We start from the raw sequence: 18,462 nt of genomic DNA, 5'->3' as shown, positions 1-18,462 counted from the left end.
AACGATCGGCTAAAGCCGCTCTTATCCCTTTTGCCTCCAGTCATTCCTTTCTGAACGCCTCTGCTCACACCCTGTTTAGTCGGGTTCGACTTGGCAGACTTGGAGTGATTTCACAAGTCAGAAACGAGCGAATACTTTGCTCTTATTCTGACTTGCTCCAATCATCCAAGCCTAAACGCCAAGTCTCACACCCTATAGTCGGGTTCGCAGAGGCAGAAAGGAAGTGACTTCAACAAATGGGAACGATCGGCTAAAGCCGCTCTTATCCCTTTTGCCTCCAGTCATTCCTTTCTGAACGCCTCTGCTCACACCCTTTAGTCGGGTTCGGTCGCGCAGAAGTGGCTCCTCTTCACAAAATTTCGGCGAAGTCCTTCAGACTTCTTCGATCTTTTGCTCCAGAGGTCCACTTCTACTCGCGCTCCCTCACACCCTTTAGATCATTCCAGCGTCGTAGTCGTCTTCGAAGGCTTGCATTTCTTCTTGGGAGACGTGGTCGAGGCTGTGGATGGCTAGGGTTTCGTTGAAGTCTTCCCGGGCGAGGGGGTTGCTGGCGGACCAGGTGTCGGCTTGGCCGAAGCTGTCGTCGTCCCAGGCTTCGTCGAGGACCAGCATTTGTTGGCGCCATTTTTTATAGATTTCGAATTGTTGGTCGTGCATAAGTACCTCCTAAATAAGATCAGGGTAGTAGTGGAAGCGGTCTTCTCTTTCTAAGTAGGCAGATAGGCCGATCAAGAGAGCTTCTTCGCCCTTGTTAGCGATCAGTTGGACCCCTAAAGGTAGGCCGTTTTGGCAGGTATGGAGGGGGAGACTGATGGCGGGTTGGCCGGTTAGATTATAAATCATAGCGAATGGCGAGGCAAGTAAGCCCTTCTTGAAGACTTGGTAAACAAGTTCAGCCAAGTCGGAAGTGGGGAGCTCTTCTGAACGCAACATGGCCTCGTAGTCACTTTGACTATAGAGTTTATCGTCGACGCGGGGGGCAGCTTGGGCGGTACTTGGTTGGATCAGGATGTCATAGGTCTGGTGGAAGTCGTCCATGATTTCAGCTGCCTGGTCCCAGGTGTCAAAAATTTGGCTGTAGCGGTAGGCGGGGATGGTCTTGCCGTACTGGGCCATGGCCCAGGTTTGGATTTCGACATCTTCGCGTTTAATCTTGCGCTGGACTTGTTGTTCGATGCCTAGGAAGCTGGCTGCCATTTCTGCCCCGTTCATTTCATAATAGCCGCGAACAAGTTCTTGACCATTAATCTTAGGGTCGGCAGCTTCGACCTGGAAGCCTTGGTCGCGAAGGAAGCGGACGGTATTTTCAACGGCTTGGATAGCCTCGTCAGAAACCTCGGTACCGGCTGGAGACTTGGTCGAATAGGCGATGCGCAGGTTTTTGACGGATCGAATGGCATGGTCGATGTGGGCCTTAGGGATAGGCAGGGTTTGGAAGGGCATGGGTTTGAGATTGCTCTGGAGGGCCAGGAGCAGTTGGGCGGTATCGCGGATGGACTTAGTCATCATGAAGCCAACCGGTGCCCCGCCCCAGCTCCGCCACTTGCGCGGGCCGGTCGCTGTCCGTACCCGGCTTGGCTTGAGGCCCACCAGCCCAGAGAAGGAAGCTGGAATTCGAATGGAGCCTCCGCCATCAGAAGCTGTCGCTACAGGCACGATCCCTGCTTGAACGGCAGCTGCTGCGCCACCGCTTGACCCTCCGGCGTTATAGTCAGGATCGACTGGATTGTGGACGGGCCCGTAGTAGTCGGAATCACTGATGAATTTCAGGCCGAATTCAGGGACATTGGACTGGCCAATAGGAATGAGCCCGGTTGCCATGACAGACTGAGAGAAGTTGCTGGTTACGGGAGCAATTTGATCCTTAAGCAGGCGGGCCCCAGAAGTCGCTGGCATCCCCTTAATATTGTGGCCTAAGTCTTTCATGAGGGTAGGGAGACCGGCGAAGAGGCTTTGGCTGTGGTCTTCTTGGGCCAGGTCTTGGGCATAGTCCTCAAAGAGCCGGGTGACCGCATTGAGCTTGGGGTTAATGGCCTTGGCCCTGTCGATCGCCTGGCTGACCAGGTCCTGGCTGCTAGTTTGTCCCTGGCGGATTTGACCAGCTAGGGCCGTTGCATCATCGCTATAACTTTTGAAATAGTCCATGGAATCTTCCTTTCTGCAGGCATCAGTTTTAGGCCTATTATAACAAAGTTTTTACGAACTTTAGAGGCTGACTTTTCCTATCTGAATGATAAAATAATGAGACTGCCCTTGTCATAACTCTCATCTTTGGTGTATAATAATTAGAAAACACAAAAAAAGAGGTGTGAAAATGAAAAAAGTGCAATTATTCCAACCATTGGGGGAATCATTGGGCTGTTGCGGGGGCTCCGAAGAATGTTCATTGACAGACAATTCAATCATTAATACAGAAGCCAATGTCAAAGAACTGAATCGGGTGGAAGCTTTCTTTAATGCGCTCAAGAATGAAGAGGGTTATTTTGTCACCATCCACGACCCAGCAAGCGATGGTTTTATGTTCACCCATACAGAGGTTGTCATGCGTAAGCTCAAGGCATATGGAGAGGAAATCCTTCCCATTATTTTGATTGACGACCAGGTTGTAAGTGTTGCGGAATTTCCGAGCAACCAGGCCCTAGCGGATATGGTTGGACTCACTCACACCCAAGCTGTAGAATATATGTGTTAGTAAGATTATGAAGGAGGACCACTAATGACAGTAGATATCGATTGGAAAAACCTAGGTTTCAGTTATATGAACTTGCCTTATCGTTGGCGGGCATACTACAAGGATGGGGAATGGTATAAGCAAGGTCTGGAGACAGACAACCAGCTCCACATTTCTGAAGGCTCCCCTGCCTTACACTATGGCCAACAAGCCTTTGAAGGAATGAAGGCTTATCGGACCAAGGAAGGCAAGGTCCAACTCTTCCGTCCCGACCAAAATGCTAAGCGTTTCCAAGTGTCGGCTGAACGGATGATGATGCCTAAAGTTCCCGTTGAAGATTTCGTTCATGCGGTGAAAGAAGCGGTTAAGGCCAATATTGACTATGTCCCTCCTTATGAAAGTGGAGCAACCCTCTATATTCGTCCCCTCTTAATCGGGGTTGGCGACAATATTGGGGTTCACCCAGCAACGGAATACATCTTCACGGTCTTCGTGATGCCAGTTGGTCCTTATTTCAAGGGTGGACTTGCTCCTCAACATTTCGTCACTTCAGAATACGACCGGGCAGCGCCTATGGGAACCGGCGGCGTGAAAGTTGGCGGGAACTATGCTTCCAGCTTGCAACCAGGGGCCAGTGCCCATAACGAAGACTATGCCGATGTGATTTACCTGGATCCTAAGACCCATACCAAGATCGAAGAAATCGGCTCTTCTAACTTCTACGGGATCGAACGCGAAACGCATAAGTTCGTGACGCCAAAATCACCATCTATCTTGCCTTCAATCACCAAGTTCTCCCTCCTTCATTTAGCTGAAGAACGTTTGGGCTTAGAAGTGGAACAAGGGGATTGCTACATCGATGACTTGGACCGCTTTGAAGAAGCCGGTGCCATGGGGACAGCAGCCATCATTACTCCAATCGGCTCCATCACCCATAAAGGCCACCGCCACAACTTCGGAACAGGCCAAGAAGTCGGTGAAATCACGGAAAAACTTTACCATGAATTACTGGGCATTCAATTCGGTGACATTGAAGCACCTGAGGGTTGGATTGTCCCAGTTGAGGCCGACTAATCCTCTCCTAGCGGTCGCCATTCTCTATTGATCAATATGCTACAAAGACGATACGCTAGCAAAAAAGCACTTCCAAACTTCCCTCTTGAAGGGGGAACTGGAAGTGCTTTTTTTCTTGTATATTTATTGTCTAATGAGCTCGGTTCATAACCCACACTTAGAGGGTTTGCTTGGATGTTGTATCTTTTTAAGGATCAAATTCAAAAGCGGAACGGATGCTCACTAGCACCATTTATAGTCCGTTCTTGCTCACACCCTTCTAGTCGGGCTCGCAAGAGCAGCTTTGGAGTGCTTTCGCAAGTCGGGAACGTGCAAGCGTGGCTTGCCCTTATCCCGACTTACTCCAAGCATCCAAAGCTAAGCGCTCTTGCTCACACCCTGTTCTAGTCGGGTTCGAGGATGCAGAAAGGGCTCCTCTTCGCAAAAGGCTGTCGAAGGCTTCTAGCCTTCTCTAGCCTTTTACTCCAGAGATCCCTTTCTCCCGCATCCTCTCACACCCTTTTTACAACAAATGCATTAGATATGTGGCGAGGCTGAAGTAGATTAAGAGGCCGGTTGCGTCGGTGATGGTAGTGATGAAGGGACCGGAGGCGACGGCGGGGTCGATGTGGATCTTGCTGAAGAGGGTTGGGACGAGATAGCCGATGACTGTCGATACGGACAGGGTAGCGGCTAGGGAAATCCCGATGATGAAGGAGAGGACCGGATTGCCAAAGAGGAAGTAGGCCACACCACAGATGGTGATGCCAGCTGCTAGGCCGATAATGATCCCGGATATTAATTCTTTCCATACTAGGACCCAGAAGCTTTCGGTGTTGTCGCCTAAGGTTAGCCGGCGGACAGAGACAGCTAGGGACTGGGTGCCCACATTACCGGCCGAGTCCATAATAATAGGCATGAAGACAGCTAGGATGACCACGCGTGACAGGGTCGCTTCGAACATATTGATCAGGTTGGCTGAAACTAGGCCGAGGAAGATCAGGATAATGATCCAGGGTAGGCGGTTCTTAACCGTTTCGAAGATGCTTTCGCGATCACTTTCATTATCTGGCGACCCACTGATCCCAGCGAAACGGTGGAAGTCTTCAGTTGTTTCAAGGTCCATAACATCCATCACATCGTCGACGGTCACGATCCCGACCAACTTGCCTTGCCCGTCTACGACAGGGAGGGCTAGTAAGTCGTATTCTTTGATAATACGGGCCACTTCTTCCTGGTCCATGCCAATATCTGCTTGGACTAATTGGCTGTTCATAATGTCTTGGACAGGACAGTCCCCTGGGGCACGCAGGAGTTCGCGCAGGGAGAGGACGCCGAGCAAGTGGCGGGCTTCATCCACCACATAGACATAGTAGATGGTTTCGACGGCGGAAGCTGCTTGACGAATACCTGCAATCACTTGGTCAGCACTATCGTTGGCGTAGACCGTGAGCACCTCGGTTGTCATGATAGCCCCGGCTGTTTCGAAATCATGTTCTAGGATGGCTTCGATCGTTTCTCGGTCGCTGGGCCGCATACTTTCCAGGACATGTTGCCGGTCTTCTTGAGGCAGTTCATGGATGAAGGCGGTGACCTCGTCGTCAGCCACATAGGTGAAGACCTCGGTCATATAGTCAGCAGGCAGGTCTTCAATAGCTTGCCGGCGCCCTTTGTAGTCCAAGTGTTCGAAGAGTTCAGCGAATTCATCAGCTTGGAGGAGGTCGACAATTTTATTCTTTTTTTCAGGGTAGAGCTTATGGAAGACAGCAACCTGGTCTTTCTCATGGAGCTTCAAGAAGAGGTCGCGGAAGTCATCGCGTCGGTTGTCTTGGATGCTCTTGTAGATGGCTTGGTAGTAGTCTTTCCGGTTGAGTCGATTTAATTTGATTGCCATAATAATCACCTTTCCACACCTTTGGGAAGGTCACCGCACAGAGGGCTAAGGGTTTGGAGATTGCTTCAGATTAAAAAAACGCTCAACAAGAGCGTGAGCGTGAATCGTCCAGGAGTAGTCGGCAAACACCTCATCGCATAGTTTTAGCACTTATTAGCATAGGAGTAGCTCCAGCCACATTAGAAAATCCCTTAATTCGAGAATTTCTGCTGACCCGTTGGCATCTTTGGATGTTTCTGGGCAGTGGCGTCTCTCTAATACAGTAACCTCACCTAACAAGGTTTATTCTTATTTCTCCCCTAGCATAGCAGAGACCAGCTAAAGATTCAAGCCCTCTTCAAAAAATACCTTAGGCCCGTCTAAATAGCTTGCCTTACAAATTCCTCGCAAAGCTTAAAATAAATCATGCTATAATAACAGTGAAATCCATAAAAAGAGGAGTAGTCACATGATTCCACGCTATACCCGTCCCGAAATGGCCCAAGTCTGGTCCGATGATAACCGCTACAAGTGCTGGCTAGAGGTTGAGATCCTGGCTGCCGAAGCCTGGGCAGAGCTGGGTGAAATTCCCCAAGAAGATGCCCAAAAGATCCGCGAAAAAGCAAGCTTCGATGTCCACCGCATCCAAGAGATCGAAGCGGAGACCCGCCACGATGTCGTGGCCTTCACTCGCTGTGTATCCGAATCCTTAGGTGAAGAGCGCAAGTGGGTCCACTATGGTCTAACTTCGACCGACGTGGTGGACACGGCCCAGGGCTACCAGCTCAAGCAGGCCAATGACATTATTCGTGAAGACTTGGCTTGGTTCCTAGAGATCCTGAAGAAAAAAGCCCAAAAATACAAGCACACCGTCTGCATGGGCCGGACCCATGGCGTTCACGCCGAACCAACCACATTCGGTCTGAAGATGGCCCGCTACTATTCAGAAATCAAGCGCCAGATTGACCGCTTCGACCATGCGGCCAAGGGCGTTGAAGCCGGGAAGATTTCCGGTGCTGTTGGGACTTTCGCCAATGTGCCAACCACTGTCGAAGCCTATGTCTGCGAGCACTTAGGCATCCGTGCCCAGGAAATTTCTACCCAGGTCCTACCTCGTGACCTCCATGCCGAGTACATCGCCTGCCTGTCCTTGATTGCGACTTCCATTGAGAACATGGCCACGGAAATCCGTCACTTACAGAAGTCGGAAACCCGGGAAGTGGAAGAATACTTCGCCAAGGGGCAAAAAGGGTCCAGCGCCATGCCCCATAAGCGCAACCCCATTTCTAGCGAAAATGTGACCGGCCTAGCCCGAGTCTGTCGGGGCCATGTGGTAACGGCTTATGAAAATGTTGCCCTCTGGCATGAACGGGACATCTCTCATTCCAGCGCAGAGCGGATTATTCTCTCAGATACCACCATCCTGGTCAACTACATGATCCGCCGCTTCGGTAAGATCATTGAAGACTTAACGGTCTTCCCGGACAATATGTTGCGGAACATGCAGGCCACTCACGGTTTGATCTACAGCCAGCGCCTGCTTTTGAAATTGGTCGACCAAGGCCTGTCCCGTGAGGCCGCCTATGACCTGGTCCAACCTCTGACCGCCCAGGCCTGGGATAACCAGCGCGACTTCCGCGAGTTGGTGGAAGGCGATGAAGAAATCTCGGATCTTCTCAGTCCGGAAGACATTGCTGACGCCTTCGACTACCACTACCACCTCCAACGGGTCGATGAAATCTTTGAACGATTGGGTATCTAAGAAATATGAGGGGAAGCGTACAGGAGCCTCATTTATACAGTAAAAATATGTCCATTAAACTAGAACAGCCCAGCAAGGATGGCTTTAATCCTGCTGGGCTGTTCTATTTTTATTAGTCGCAAGCTACAAATAAAGGCTTTGACTGTGGCTTCGAAATCGTGAGTCCACAAATGAAGACCTATACTGTGGCTTGCTGGCCGTGAACCCACAAACAGAGACTTTGACTGTGGGTTGGCAAGCTTGAAGCCACAATGAGAGCACCCAATTGTGGCTTCCTAGAAAGATCTAAAAAATCAATGGACCGCGCATAGCCCCATAAGCTGTATAGAAATCCCTCAAGTATTTTCCTTGGTGCTTGTAGAAGAAAACTTGGACAAAATCAGTTAAGTGCTTGATTTCTGGAATCTCCAGTCGGTCTTTGGGAGAGAATTTTTTAAGGGCATTGTAGGTCAGGACAAGGGCCTGGTCGATATTCTTGTTTTCCTGGATGACCTGTGCAGCTTCTAGGAGGTTTTCCTTAGTTTGGTCGGGGAAAGAAATTTTTTTGCAATTATAGACGCCTGCAATCAAGTTAAAAAAGACTTGGGCTTCATCCTTTGTTAGCACAGTTTGCTTTTTCATCTTAGGTCATCTTCTTCCTTTGTTTATATTATATTCTTTCTATTTATAAACACTAATTAAAATTATGCTTCCCCTGAATATTTAATGATCAAATTCAAAAGCGGAAGGAATAGTCTCCCTACGATTTGACAAACTATTCTCAACAAATCTCCAAAAAGCCAATTTATAAATAATTCGTCTTTTGGTAAATATTAATAAAACAAAATGTAAAAACATCCGTTTATATAACAAAATACGAACAATTATAAAATAAAATAGAATAATATATGTTTTTTGACCTTTTCTTGTGTTATAGTATTAGGGAAAAGGAAAGGGGTTATGGAAATGCCAGATGTTGCAGTGATTATGGGATCAAAATCCGATTGGGAGACCATGCGCGAAGCCTGCCGGGTCTTAGACCAATTTGGAATTACATACGAAAAAAGGGTGATCTCAGCCCACCGGATGCCGGATGAAATGTTCGCCTTTAGCGAATCCGCGCGGGCACGGGGCATTCAAGTGATAATTGCAGGTGCAGGCGGGGCGGCCCACCTACCGGGTATGGTGGCTGCTAAGACCACCCTGCCGGTGATTGGGGTCCCAGTTCAGTCCCGGGCCTTGAGTGGCTGGGATTCTCTCTTGTCCATTGTGCAGATGCCTGGGGGTGTGCCCGTGGCGACAACGGCCATTGGCACATCAGGCGCTAAGAATGCGGGGCTCTTAGCTGTTCAGATCCTCAGTCTCCAGGACCGCGATCTCGTTGATCGTTTGACTGATTACCGCCAAGCCATGCGCCAGTCTGCCAAAGAAAGTGGTGACCAACTTGATTAAGACCATCTTACCGGGGCAAACGATTGGGATTATCGGCGGCGGTCAGCTGGGGCAGATGCTGGCCCAGTCTGCCAAGGCTATGGGCTTTAGGGTTGGCATCCTCGATCCAGGGGCTAATTGTTCGGCTGCCCAGGTGTCGGACTTCCACTACCAGAAGGCCTATGATGACCGGGAAGCCCTGGCCGATTTTGCGGATGCCTGCGATGTCTTGACCTTTGAATTTGAAAATATTGATACCGACAGCCTCCAAGCCCTGGGCGACCGGGTCTACCTGCCCCAGGGGACAGAGCTTTTGGCAAAGACCCAGGACCGTTTGACAGAGAAGGCCTTCCTCCAAGCAGCTGGGGCCCAAGTGGCTCCTTATTGCCGGGTAGCTAGCCCAGCCGATTTACAAGCAGGCCTGGACCAATTAGGCTATCCCGCTGTTTTGAAGACGACCCGTTTTGGCTATGACGGCAAGGGTCAGCAGGTTCTCCGTTCAGACCAAGACATAGACCGAGCAGCTGATCTCATCAAGGACCAGGTCTGCATCCTGGAAAAATGGGTGCCCTTCAGCAAGGAATTGTCCGTTATGGCAGTGGGCAAGCCGGGAGGGGACCTGGTGACTTTCCCGGTGGCCGAGAATATTCACTCTGACAATATTCTTTTTGAATCCATCGTGCCGGCCCGGATTTCAGCAGAGCTCCAGGCCAAGGCGGACCAGGTCGCCCGGCAGATTGCACGAGCTGGCCACTTGGTCGGTACGCTGGGGATTGAGATGTTCCTAACGGCAGAAGGGAGTATTTTGATCAATGAACTGGCCCCTCGCCCCCATAATAGCGGCCACTACACCATTGAAGCCTGTGACTTCTCTCAGTTCGACCTCCATATCCGGGCCATCTGCAACTGGGACCTGCCCAAGCCCCGGCTCCTCAAGCCAGCGCTCATGGTCAATGTTCTCGGCCAAGATTTCGATCCCTTCAAGGACCACCTGGCCCAGGCCAGCCACTGGCACCCCCACCTCTACGGCAAAGACCAAGCCAAGGTCAACCGCAAGATGGGACACTTGACCCTCTTGACGGATGATATGACGCAAAGTCTAAAAGAAATTAAAGCAACAGAAATTTGGAAGCGAGGATAAGGAATGACTGATAAAAACTTAATTTATTCCGGCAAGGCCAAGGATCTCTACCAGACAGACCAAGCCGGCATTCTCAAGATGGTTTACAAGAACCAGGCCACAGCAGGCAATGGGGCCAAGAAGGAAGAAATTCCTGGTAAGGGTGCTCTCAACCAGGCCATTAACCAGCTGATTTTCACTTATTTAGCCGACCAGGGGATTCCCACCCACCTGGTGAAAGTCTTAAATTCCCGCGAAGAATTAGTTAAGGAAGCCCAGATGTTTCCCCTAGAAGTTGTCTTCCGCAATTATGCAGCAGGAAGTTTCGTTAAGCGGCTCGGCGTTGATAAAGGAACCGAGATCCCAGGCGGGGTCTTGGAATTCTTCTACAAGGCAGATGCCCTGAACGACCCCTTTATCAATGATGAGGATATTCGCTTCCTCCAAGCTGCGACAGAAGATGAGCTCCAAGAAATCAAGCGGCTGACCCGGCAGATTAATGCCCTTTTAGTTGCTTTATTCAAGCAAGCGGGGCTCATCCTAGTTGATTTCAAGCTCGAATTCGGCCGCACGCCCGATGGAGAAATTGTGCTTGCTGATGAATTCTCCCCAGACAATGCCCGACTCTGGGATATGGAAAGCAAAGCATCCTTTGACAAAGACATTTTCCGTAATGACGAAGGAGATATCATTCCTTTCTATGAAGCAGTACTCAGCCGACTCGAAGCCGTGACCCAAGCCTAAGACCACAAGGAGGACCAACATGTATCAGGTAGAAATTTTTGTTACTTATAAGGAATCCATCTTAGACCCCCAAGGTGAAGCTATCCAGCAAGCCGTCAACCAGATGGGCTATAGCGAAGTTAAAAGTGTACGCCAGGGCAAGTACTTTGAACTGGAAATCTCTAAGGATGTGGCCGATGTCCAAGCAAGGGTTGAAGCTATTTGCGATAAGCTCTTGGCCAATGTCACCATGGAAGCTTACCGCTACACCATTAAGGAGGCCTAGGCATGAAATTTGCTGTGATTCAATTTCCGGGTTCCAATTGCGACACGGACATGTTCCATGCCATCCGGGACATCCTGGGTGAAGAGGTGGCCTTTGTTTCTTCCGATGCCAGCGACTTGTCGGGCTATGATGCGGTCATGGTACCGGGCGGCTTTTCCTTTGGCGACTACTTGCGGTCTGGGGCCATCGCTCGTTTTGCCCCTATCATGACGGCCTTAAAAGCTTTCGCTGATTCAGGCAAGCTTGTCTTAGGGACCTGCAATGGCTTTCAGATTCTCTGCGAGGCCGGGCTCTTACCTGGGGCCTTCTTGCGCAACCGCGACCTCCACTTTGTCTGCAAATACCAAGCTCTGAAGGTTGAAAACAACCAAACAGCCTTTACCAGCCGCTACCAAGCAGGGGAAGAAATCAGCCTGCCTATTGCCCATGGCGAAGGGAATTATTACTGCGACCCAGAAACCCTAGAGGAATTGCGGGCCAAGCACCAGATTGTTTTTAGCTATGCAGGGGACAATCCTAATGGGTCAACGGCCAATATTGCAGGGATCTGCAACCAGGCGGGCAATGTGATCGGCCTCATGCCCCATCCAGAAAGGGCGGTAGAGGCCTTGATTGGCGGTATTGACGGCCTGCGGGTTTTTGAATCGATGCGGGACACTTATGAGAAGAACTTAGGAGGGCAAGCTTAATGGCGACACAAGAACTGACAGCAGAAGCAATCCAAGAGCAGAAGATCTACCAAGAGTGGGGCTTGACGGATGAGGAATATGCCCTGATCCGGGATAAGATTCTCGGCCGCTTGCCCAATTACACGGAGACCGGCCTCTTCTCGGTCATGTGGAGCGAGCACTGCTCCTACAAGAACACCAAGCCCATCTTGCGGACCTTCCCTTCTGAAGGTCCCCAGGTTCTCCAAGGACCGGGTGAAGGCGCGGGGATTGTAGATATTGGCGATGGCCAGGCCGTGGTTTTCAAGGCGGAGAGCCACAACCACCCCTCAGCGGTGGAACCCTATGAAGGGGCGGCAACTGGGGTCGGCGGGATTATCCGCGACATCTTCAGTATGGGGGCCCGTCCCATTGCCGTCTTGGACTCCCTCCGCTTCGGTGAATTAGATGATGCCCGGACCAAGTACATCTACCAAGAAGTGATCAATGGGATCGCGGGTTACGGCAACTGTATCGGCATTCCGACGGTGGGAGGCGAGATTGCCTTCGATAATTGCTACCGCGGCAACCCCTTAGTTAACGTTATGTGTGTCGGACTCATGGACCAAAAAGACATCCAAAAGGGCCGGGCAGCCGGCGTCGGCAATACCATCCTCTATGTTGGCGCTAAGACCGGCCGCGACGGAATCCATGGGGCGACTTTTGCCAGTGCGGAATTCAGCGATGACCATGATAGCCAACGCTCAGCTGTCCAAGTGGGCGATCCCTTTATGGAGAAACTCCTCTTGGAAGCCTGCCTGGAAGTGATCCAGACCTGCCAGGACGAATTGGTCGGCATCCAGGATATGGGGGCGGCAGGTCTAGTATCTTCAAGCTCTGAAATGGCCTCCAAGGCAGGAACAGGACTCCGTCTGAACTTAGACCAAGTGCCCCAACGTGAAAGCGGTATGACGCCTTATGAAATGATGCTATCTGAATCCCAAGAACGGATGCTTCTCTGTGTCAAGAAGGGCAAGGAAGCCAAGATCCAAGCCATCTTCGACAAGTACAAGCTCCATGCGGTGAAGATTGGCGAGGTAACGGACGATGGCCGCTACCGGCTCTTCCACCAGGGCCAAGAAGTAGCCAATGTGCCGGTAGATGCCTTAGCAGAATCCGCTCCTGAATACCAGCGCCAAGGAAAGCGGCCTGAGCGATTAGCCCAAGCAACAGCCAGCCAGTACCAGCCCCAATTCAGCGATGCCAAGGCGACCTTGGAAGCCCTCCTCCAGCAGGGGACCATTGCTTCCAAGCGGTCAGTCTATGAATCTTACGATACCATGGTGCGGACCTCAACTGTTCAAGGGCCTGGGAGCGATGCTGCTGTCCTCCGCATCCGCGGCACCCAAAAGGCCCTGGCCATGACGACTGACTGCAATGCCCGCTATATCTACCTAGACCCTGAACGTGGGGGCCAAATGGCGGTTAGTGAAGCAGCCCGCAACATTGTCGCTAGCGGGGGCCAACCCCTCGCCATCACGGACTGCCTGAACTACGGCAACCCAGAGGATCCGGAAATCTTCTATGAACTTGCCCAGTCAGCCGCTGGTATTTCCCAGGCCTGCAGCCAGCTCAATACGCCGGTCATTTCAGGCAATGTTTCCTTAAATAACGAAAGCAATGGCCAAGCCATCTATCCGACGCCAATGATCGGCATGGTCGGTCTGATCCGCGATCTTTCAGAAATCACCACGCAAAGCTTCAAGCAGGCTGGGGACCTGATCTATAGCATCGGGGAGACTAGTGATGCCTTCAACGGGTCTGAGCTCCAGTACTTAGAGACCGGCCAAATTTCGGGCCAACTCTTTGATTTCGACCTCGACCAAGAAGCTGCCAATCAAGAAGCGGTTCTCAAGGCCATCCAAGCAGGCTACCTGGCCTCTGCCCACGACCTGAGCGAGGGCGGCTTGGCGGTCGCCTTAGCTGAGTCTGCCTTTAAGACCGGATTGGGCCTAGAAGTCACTTATGGGGGACTAATCTGCCAAGTCTTTAGTGAAAACCAGTCGCGCTTCATCGTCAGCGTCCATCCCGATAAACAAGCGGCCTTTGAAGCTGACTTTGGCGACACGTTTAACTTATTGGGTCGGGTGACGGCCGAAGCCAGTTACCGCCTAACAGCTGATGATGGGCAAATTGAAGCCGATGTCGAAGAATTACAAGCACTATGGGAAGGGGCCTTAACGTGTCAACTGAATGCCACAAGAAAATAGTTTCTGAAGGAGACTACCTGTCCACCTATATTGATGAGGCCCACTATGACCTGCCCCATGAAGAATGTGGCTTGATTGGAATCTGGAACCACAGCCAAGCTTCCCGCCTGGTCTTTTACGGACTCATGGCCCTCCAACACCGGGGCCAGGAAGGAGCGGGGATTACTGCTCTGGACAGCCAGGGCCGGATGAAGGATATTCGGGGCTTGGGCCTAGTCAGTGAAATCTTTAAGGCCAAGGACCAATTCGACTATCTCCAAGGTCGGGCTGCCCTAGGACATGTGCGCTATGCCACGTCAGGTGAGCACTCCCTCCACAATATCCAGCCCTTCCTCTTCCATTTTGAAGAGGGGGACATGGCCCTGGCCCATAATGGCAACCTGGTCAATGGCCGGGCCCTGCGCCGGGACTTGGAAAAGAAGGGCGCAATCTTCCGGTCTACTTCAGATAGCGAGGTCCTCATGCACTTAATCCGCCACAGCCAGGAAGATAAATTCTTGGACCAAGTCAAGGACGCCCTGAACCAGATCAAGGGAGGCTTTACCTATATCTTGCTGACCGACCAAGCCTTGATTGGGGCTTGCGATCCCAATGGCTTCCGGCCCCTGGTTGTCGGTCAATTGGCGGATGGCTCTTATGCCATGGCTAGTGAGTCCTGCGCCCTGGACCAAATTGGGGCAGAGGCCCTCTTCGATGTCCAACCGGGCGAACTCGTTGTGATCAACAGCCAGGGTATCCAGCGCCAATACTATACGGCGGACCGCCAACAGGCCATTTGTTCCATGGAATATATTTATTTCGCCCGCCCGGATTCTACCATTCATGACATCAATGTCCACACGGCCCGCAAGCAGTGCGGGGCGCGCCTGGCCCAAGAAGCGCCGGCGCCAGGGGCTGATTTCGTGGTCGGCGTCCCCAATTCCTCCCTGTCAGCGGCCAGCGGTTACGCGGAAGCCGCCCAGCTCCCCAATGAAATGGCCCTGGTAAAGAACCAGTATGTGGGTCGGACCTTTATCCAGCCCAGCCAGGAAGAGCGGGAGCGGGGCGTCCGTATGAAATTATCGGCCGTCCACAAATTGCTTGAAGGCAAGCGGGTGGTCATGGTGGATGATTCCATTGTGCGGGGGACAACTTCCAAGCGGATTGTCAGCCTCTTGCGTGAAGCGGGAGCCAAGGAAGTCCATGTCCGAATTGCCTGCCCGCCGCTCAAGTACCCTTGTTTCTACGGGATTGATATTTCAACGACCCGCGAATTGATCGCTGCTAATCATGACGTGGACGAGATCTGCCGACTGATTGGGGCCGACTCCCTGGCCTTTCTCAGTGAGGAGGGATTGATGGAAGGGATTGGTCTAGAAAGTGATGCACCTTACGGGGGCCTCTGCATGGCCTACTTTAACGGCGACTATCCCACGGGCCTCTACGACTATGCCGAAGAATACTACCGCGCCCTAGAAGAACAGGAGGAAAAGCATGGATAATGCCTACAGCCAAGCCGGTGTGGATGTGACCGCAGGCTATGAAGCCGTCCGCCGCATGGCCAAACATGTCAAAAAAACTCAACGTCCAGAAGTCCTCAGCCAACTAGGGGGCTTCGGGGCCGCCTTCTCTCTGAAAAATTTTAACTACCAAGATCCCGTCCTCATCTCGGGGACAGATGGGGTAGGGACCAAGCTCCTCCTCGCCATCCAGGCCCAGGTCTATGACCAGATTGGGATTGACTGCGTGGCCATGTGTGTCAACGATATCCTGGCCCAAGGCGCTGAACCCCTCTACTTCCTCGATTACCTGGCTGTGGCCAAGAACGATCCGGCCATTATTGAAGCCATCGTTAAGGGAGTTTGTACAGGCTGCCAAGAAGCCGGTGCAGCCCTGATTGGGGGCGAAACCGCTGAGATGCCAGACATGTATACGGGGGACGACTTTGACCTAGCAGGCTTTGCGGTGGGGATTGCTGACCGAGATTCCCTGATTCAAAAAAGAGATGTCCAAGCAGGGGATATCCTCATTGGACTAGCTTCTTCAGGCCTCCATTCCAATGGCTATTCCCTGGTGCGCAAGGTCTTCTTCAAGGACCATGACTTTGCACTCGACGCTCCCTTAGATTTATTACCTCAAGCCGCCAGCCTGGGAGAGGAATTGCTCAAGCCGACCCGGATCTATGTGGCCCCCCTCCTGCCCCTAGTCCAAGCCGGCCAAATCCATGGCCTGGCTCACATCACAGGGGGCGGCTTTGTCGAAAATATTCCCCGCATGCTGCCTGAAGGGCTCTGCGCCCAGATCGACCGGGGGACCTGGCCTGTCTTAGATATCTTCAAGGCCCTGGCCCACTATGGCCAAATTCCTGAAGCCGACCTCTATGAGATCTTCAATATGGGGATCGGCATGGTGGCAGCAGTCGCCCCTGAAGACCGTGACCAGGTCCTAACTGCCTTAGAGGCAGCAGGCGAAAGGGCCTATGTCATCGGCCGAGTTGTCGAGGATGATGACCGAGCCATCCAGATTCACTAAGGAGGTTCTTATGCGTTGTGCTATCTTTGCATCCGGTAATGGGTCCAACTTCCAAGCCCTGGCCCAAGCTTTTGCAAGTGGCCAGGAAGGAGTTGAGATTGTCTTTCTCTTCTCCGACCAAGCGGGGGCCTATGCCCTGGAACGGGCCCTGAATTTAGGGATAAAGACCTACCAGTTCAGTCCCCAAGACTTCCCTAGCCGCCAAGTCTATGAAGAAGCCCTGGTTCAAATCTGCCAGGAAGAAGCCGTCGATTTGGTTATTTTAGCCGGCTACATGCGGGTCCTCCACGCGCCCCTCATTCAAGCCTATCCCCAAGCCATTATTAATATTCACCCCTCCCTCCTCCCAGCCTTTCCGGGACGTCACGGTATCCGTGATGCCTATGAAGCGGGGGTGGCGGAGACCGGAGTCACTGTCCATTATGTGGATGCGGGCATTGACAGTGGGGAGATTATCCGCCAAGCCAGCCTAGCCATCCGACTGGGGGAGACTTTGGACGACCTGGAAGCGCGCATCCATGACCTGGAACACCAAGTTTATCCAGCTGTTATTCGTCAATTGAAAGGAAGAGAAGATGCCTAGAGCTTTAATTAGTGTGTCCGATAAGACTGGAATTGTTGATTTTGCGAGATTTTTAGCCGACCAAGGCATTGACATTATTTCGACTGGGGGAACTCTGAACGCCTTAACTGAAGCGGGAGTCCCTGCGACTGCTGTGGAGGAAGTGACTGGCTTCCCGGAAATTCTGGATGGCCGGGTCAAGACCCTCCACCCTAAGATTCATGGAGGTCTCCTCGCCCGCCGCGACCAGGCCAGCCACCTTCAAGCCTTGGCCGACCATGGGATTGAAGCCATCGACTATGTGGTGGTCAACCTCTACCCCTTCAAGGCTACCCTGGCCCAGGCCCATGCTAGCCACGCCGACCTGATTGAAAATATCGACATCGGTGGCCCCTCCATGCTGCGGAGCGCCGCCAAGAACTACCAGTCCGTGACGGTTATTACCGATCCAGCTGACTATGATTTGGTGCGGGATGAGCTGGCAGCTGAGGGGGCGACCAGTCTGGACTTGCGGGCCCACTTGGCGGCCAAGGTCTTCCGCCAAACGGCCCAGTACGATGCCCTGATTGCCCAGTACCTGACAGACTATGTCGGTGAAAGTGAGCCGGAAAAGCTGACCCTGACCTATGACCTCAAGCAAGAGCTCCGCTATGGGGAGAACAGCCACCAAGCAGCAGCCTTCTACCAAGAACCCCTCGCCCCTGCCTATAGTCTAGTTCAAGCCCAGCAGCTCCAGGGTAAGGAACTGTCCTATAACAATATTAAGGACGCCGATGCAGCGCTAAGAATGATTGCGGAATTCCAAGTTCCCGCTGCCATTGCGGTCAAACACATGAATCCCTGCGGCATGGGCCTAGGCGAGACCATTGAACTCGCCTTCCAGCGCTGTTATGAAGCTGATTCCCAGTCCATCTACGGTGGCATTGTGGCCGTCAACCGGCCGGTGACCCAGGAGCTAGCTGAAGCGCTCAAGCCAATCTTCTTAGAGATTGTAATTGCGCCTGCTTTTGAGCCCGAGGCCCTAGAGCTATTAGCAGCCAAGAAAAACCTGCGTCTCTTAGCCTTGGACCACTTCGACCAGAGCCCTGCACCAGCCAAGGAATATGTGTCCGTCATGGGTGGCCTCTTGGTCCAAGACCAGGACATCCCCCAAACGGTCCATGCGGCGGACTGGCCAGCTATGGGCCAGGTGCTACCTGACCACAAGCAAGACCAGGCCTTGGAACTGGCTTGGAAGTTGGTCAAGCATGTCAAGTCCAACGCGATTGTGGTGGCCAATTCTGTTCAGAGCCTAGGGATCGGTGCCGGTCAGATGAACCGGGTGGGTGCCTGTGAGCTGGCCATCCAAGAAGCCCTGACCAATCCCCACGATGTGGACCGGTCGGATGTGGTCCTAGCCAGTGATGCCTACCTGCCCATGGCCGATACGGCTGAATATGCGGTGACCCATGGAATCAAGGCTATCGTCCAGCCTGGAGGTTCTATCCACGACGACGATTCCATTGCCGTGACCGATGCGGCTCAGATTCCTATGTTGAAGACGGGACGGAGACATTTTAGACACTAGGAGGTTG

General features: G+C 52.2%; 17 protein-coding genes and 1 riboswitch. Of the genes, 13 read left to right on the top strand and 4 right to left on the bottom strand.

Annotated features, from left to right (window positions below; genetic code table 11):
* Positions 1-432: 432 nt before the first annotated feature.
* Positions 433-657, bottom strand: coding sequence for a hypothetical protein (locus QP339_RS08815; RefSeq protein ID WP_070620469.1), 225 nt, complete (start codon positions 655-657; stop codon positions 433-435).
* Between the two features lie 9 nt (positions 658-666).
* A complete protein-coding gene (locus QP339_RS08810; RefSeq protein ID WP_284911200.1) occupies positions 667-2,145 on the bottom strand; it encodes an amidase in 1,479 nt (492 codons plus the stop codon).
* A 169-nt stretch (positions 2,146-2,314) separates the two neighbouring features.
* On the opposite strand from QP339_RS08810, the gene QP339_RS08805 reads away from it, so the two are divergent.
* Together QP339_RS08805 and QP339_RS08800 are read left to right on the top strand one after the other, a co-directional pair.
* Positions 2,315-2,692 carry an arsenic metallochaperone ArsD family protein gene (locus tag QP339_RS08805; RefSeq protein ID WP_067973541.1) on the top strand — a complete coding sequence of 126 codons (378 nt, stop codon included), beginning with the start codon at positions 2,315-2,317 and terminating at the stop codon, positions 2,690-2,692.
* A 24-nt stretch (positions 2,693-2,716) separates the two neighbouring features.
* Positions 2,717-3,745: a branched-chain amino acid aminotransferase gene (locus QP339_RS08800; RefSeq protein WP_284911199.1), complete on the top strand. Its 1,029-nt coding sequence runs from the start codon at positions 2,717-2,719 to the stop codon at positions 3,743-3,745.
* 502 nt (positions 3,746-4,247) lie between these two features.
* Here QP339_RS08800 and mgtE read toward each other — a convergent pair.
* Positions 4,248-5,618 carry a magnesium transporter gene (gene mgtE, locus QP339_RS08795; protein WP_284911198.1) on the bottom strand — a complete coding sequence of 457 codons (1,371 nt, stop codon included), beginning with the start codon at positions 5,616-5,618 and terminating at the stop codon, positions 4,248-4,250.
* A gap of 122 nt (positions 5,619-5,740) precedes the next feature.
* Positions 5,741-5,905, bottom strand: a riboswitch (M-box (ykoK) riboswitch).
* A gap of 161 nt (positions 5,906-6,066) precedes the next feature.
* On the opposite strand from mgtE, the gene purB reads away from it, so the two are divergent.
* The gene (gene purB / locus QP339_RS08790) at positions 6,067-7,359 is read left to right on the top strand and encodes an adenylosuccinate lyase (protein ID WP_284911197.1); all 1,293 of its coding nucleotides are present in this window, start codon (positions 6,067-6,069) and stop codon (positions 7,357-7,359) included.
* Between the two features lie 285 nt (positions 7,360-7,644).
* On the opposite strand, the gene QP339_RS08785 is transcribed toward purB, so the two are convergent.
* Positions 7,645-7,980 (bottom strand): hypothetical protein, encoded by a 336-nt coding sequence (locus QP339_RS08785; RefSeq protein ID WP_284911196.1) that lies wholly within the window; start codon positions 7,978-7,980, stop codon positions 7,645-7,647.
* Positions 7,981-8,304: 324 nt separating this feature from the next.
* Here QP339_RS08785 and purE point away from each other — a divergent pair, with 324 nt between their 5' ends.
* Genes purE through purH form a run of 10 tightly spaced genes read left to right on the top strand, consistent with a single transcriptional unit; the run spans position 8,305 to position 18,455 of the window.
* Positions 8,305-8,790, top strand: a complete 486-nt coding sequence (gene purE / locus QP339_RS08780) for a 5-(carboxyamino)imidazole ribonucleotide mutase (RefSeq protein WP_284911195.1) — start codon at positions 8,305-8,307, stop codon at positions 8,788-8,790.
* Positions 8,783-9,910: a 5-(carboxyamino)imidazole ribonucleotide synthase gene (gene purK / locus QP339_RS08775; protein ID WP_284911194.1), complete on the top strand. Its 1,128-nt coding sequence runs from the start codon at positions 8,783-8,785 to the stop codon at positions 9,908-9,910. The genes purE and purK overlap by 8 nt, the downstream gene beginning before the upstream one ends.
* Positions 9,911-9,913: 3 nt before the next feature.
* A complete protein-coding gene (gene purC, locus QP339_RS08770) occupies positions 9,914-10,633 on the top strand; it encodes a phosphoribosylaminoimidazolesuccinocarboxamide synthase (protein ID WP_284911193.1) in 720 nt (239 codons plus the stop codon).
* A 19-nt stretch (positions 10,634-10,652) separates the two neighbouring features.
* Positions 10,653-10,898 carry a phosphoribosylformylglycinamidine synthase subunit PurS gene (gene purS / locus QP339_RS08765; protein WP_284911192.1) on the top strand — a complete coding sequence of 82 codons (246 nt, stop codon included), beginning with the start codon at positions 10,653-10,655 and terminating at the stop codon, positions 10,896-10,898.
* Positions 10,899-10,900: 2 nt separating this feature from the next.
* Positions 10,901-11,587, top strand: a complete 687-nt coding sequence (purQ, locus tag QP339_RS08760; RefSeq protein ID WP_284911191.1) for a phosphoribosylformylglycinamidine synthase subunit PurQ — start codon at positions 10,901-10,903, stop codon at positions 11,585-11,587.
* A complete protein-coding gene (gene purL, locus QP339_RS08755; protein ID WP_284911190.1) occupies positions 11,587-13,815 on the top strand; it encodes a phosphoribosylformylglycinamidine synthase subunit PurL in 2,229 nt (742 codons plus the stop codon). Before purQ ends, purL begins: the two co-directional genes overlap by 1 nt.
* 50 nt (positions 13,816-13,865) lie before the next feature.
* Positions 13,866-15,296, top strand: coding sequence for an amidophosphoribosyltransferase (purF, locus tag QP339_RS08750; RefSeq protein ID WP_502869664.1), 1,431 nt, complete (start codon positions 13,866-13,868; stop codon positions 15,294-15,296).
* Entirely contained in the window at positions 15,289-16,326 is a 1,038-nt protein-coding gene (gene purM / locus QP339_RS08745) for a phosphoribosylformylglycinamidine cyclo-ligase (RefSeq protein WP_284911189.1), read from the top strand. Before purF ends, purM begins: the two co-directional genes overlap by 8 nt.
* A gap of 10 nt (positions 16,327-16,336) precedes the next feature.
* Complete coding sequence (purN, locus tag QP339_RS08740) at positions 16,337-16,909, top strand: phosphoribosylglycinamide formyltransferase (protein ID WP_284911188.1); 573 nt, start codon at positions 16,337-16,339, stop codon at positions 16,907-16,909.
* Positions 16,902-18,455 (top strand): bifunctional phosphoribosylaminoimidazolecarboxamide formyltransferase/IMP cyclohydrolase, encoded by a 1,554-nt coding sequence (purH, locus tag QP339_RS08735; protein WP_284911187.1) that lies wholly within the window; start codon positions 16,902-16,904, stop codon positions 18,453-18,455. The genes purN and purH overlap by 8 nt, the downstream gene beginning before the upstream one ends.
* The last annotated feature ends 7 nt before the right edge of the window (positions 18,456-18,462 follow it).

It is taken from the genome of Aerococcus sp. UMB7834, assembly GCF_030215145.1.
GTDB lineage: Bacteria > Bacillota > Bacilli > Lactobacillales > Aerococcaceae > Aerococcus.
Note: the sequence above shows the minus strand (reverse complement) of the source record. Positions and strands in the feature narration are given on the sequence as shown.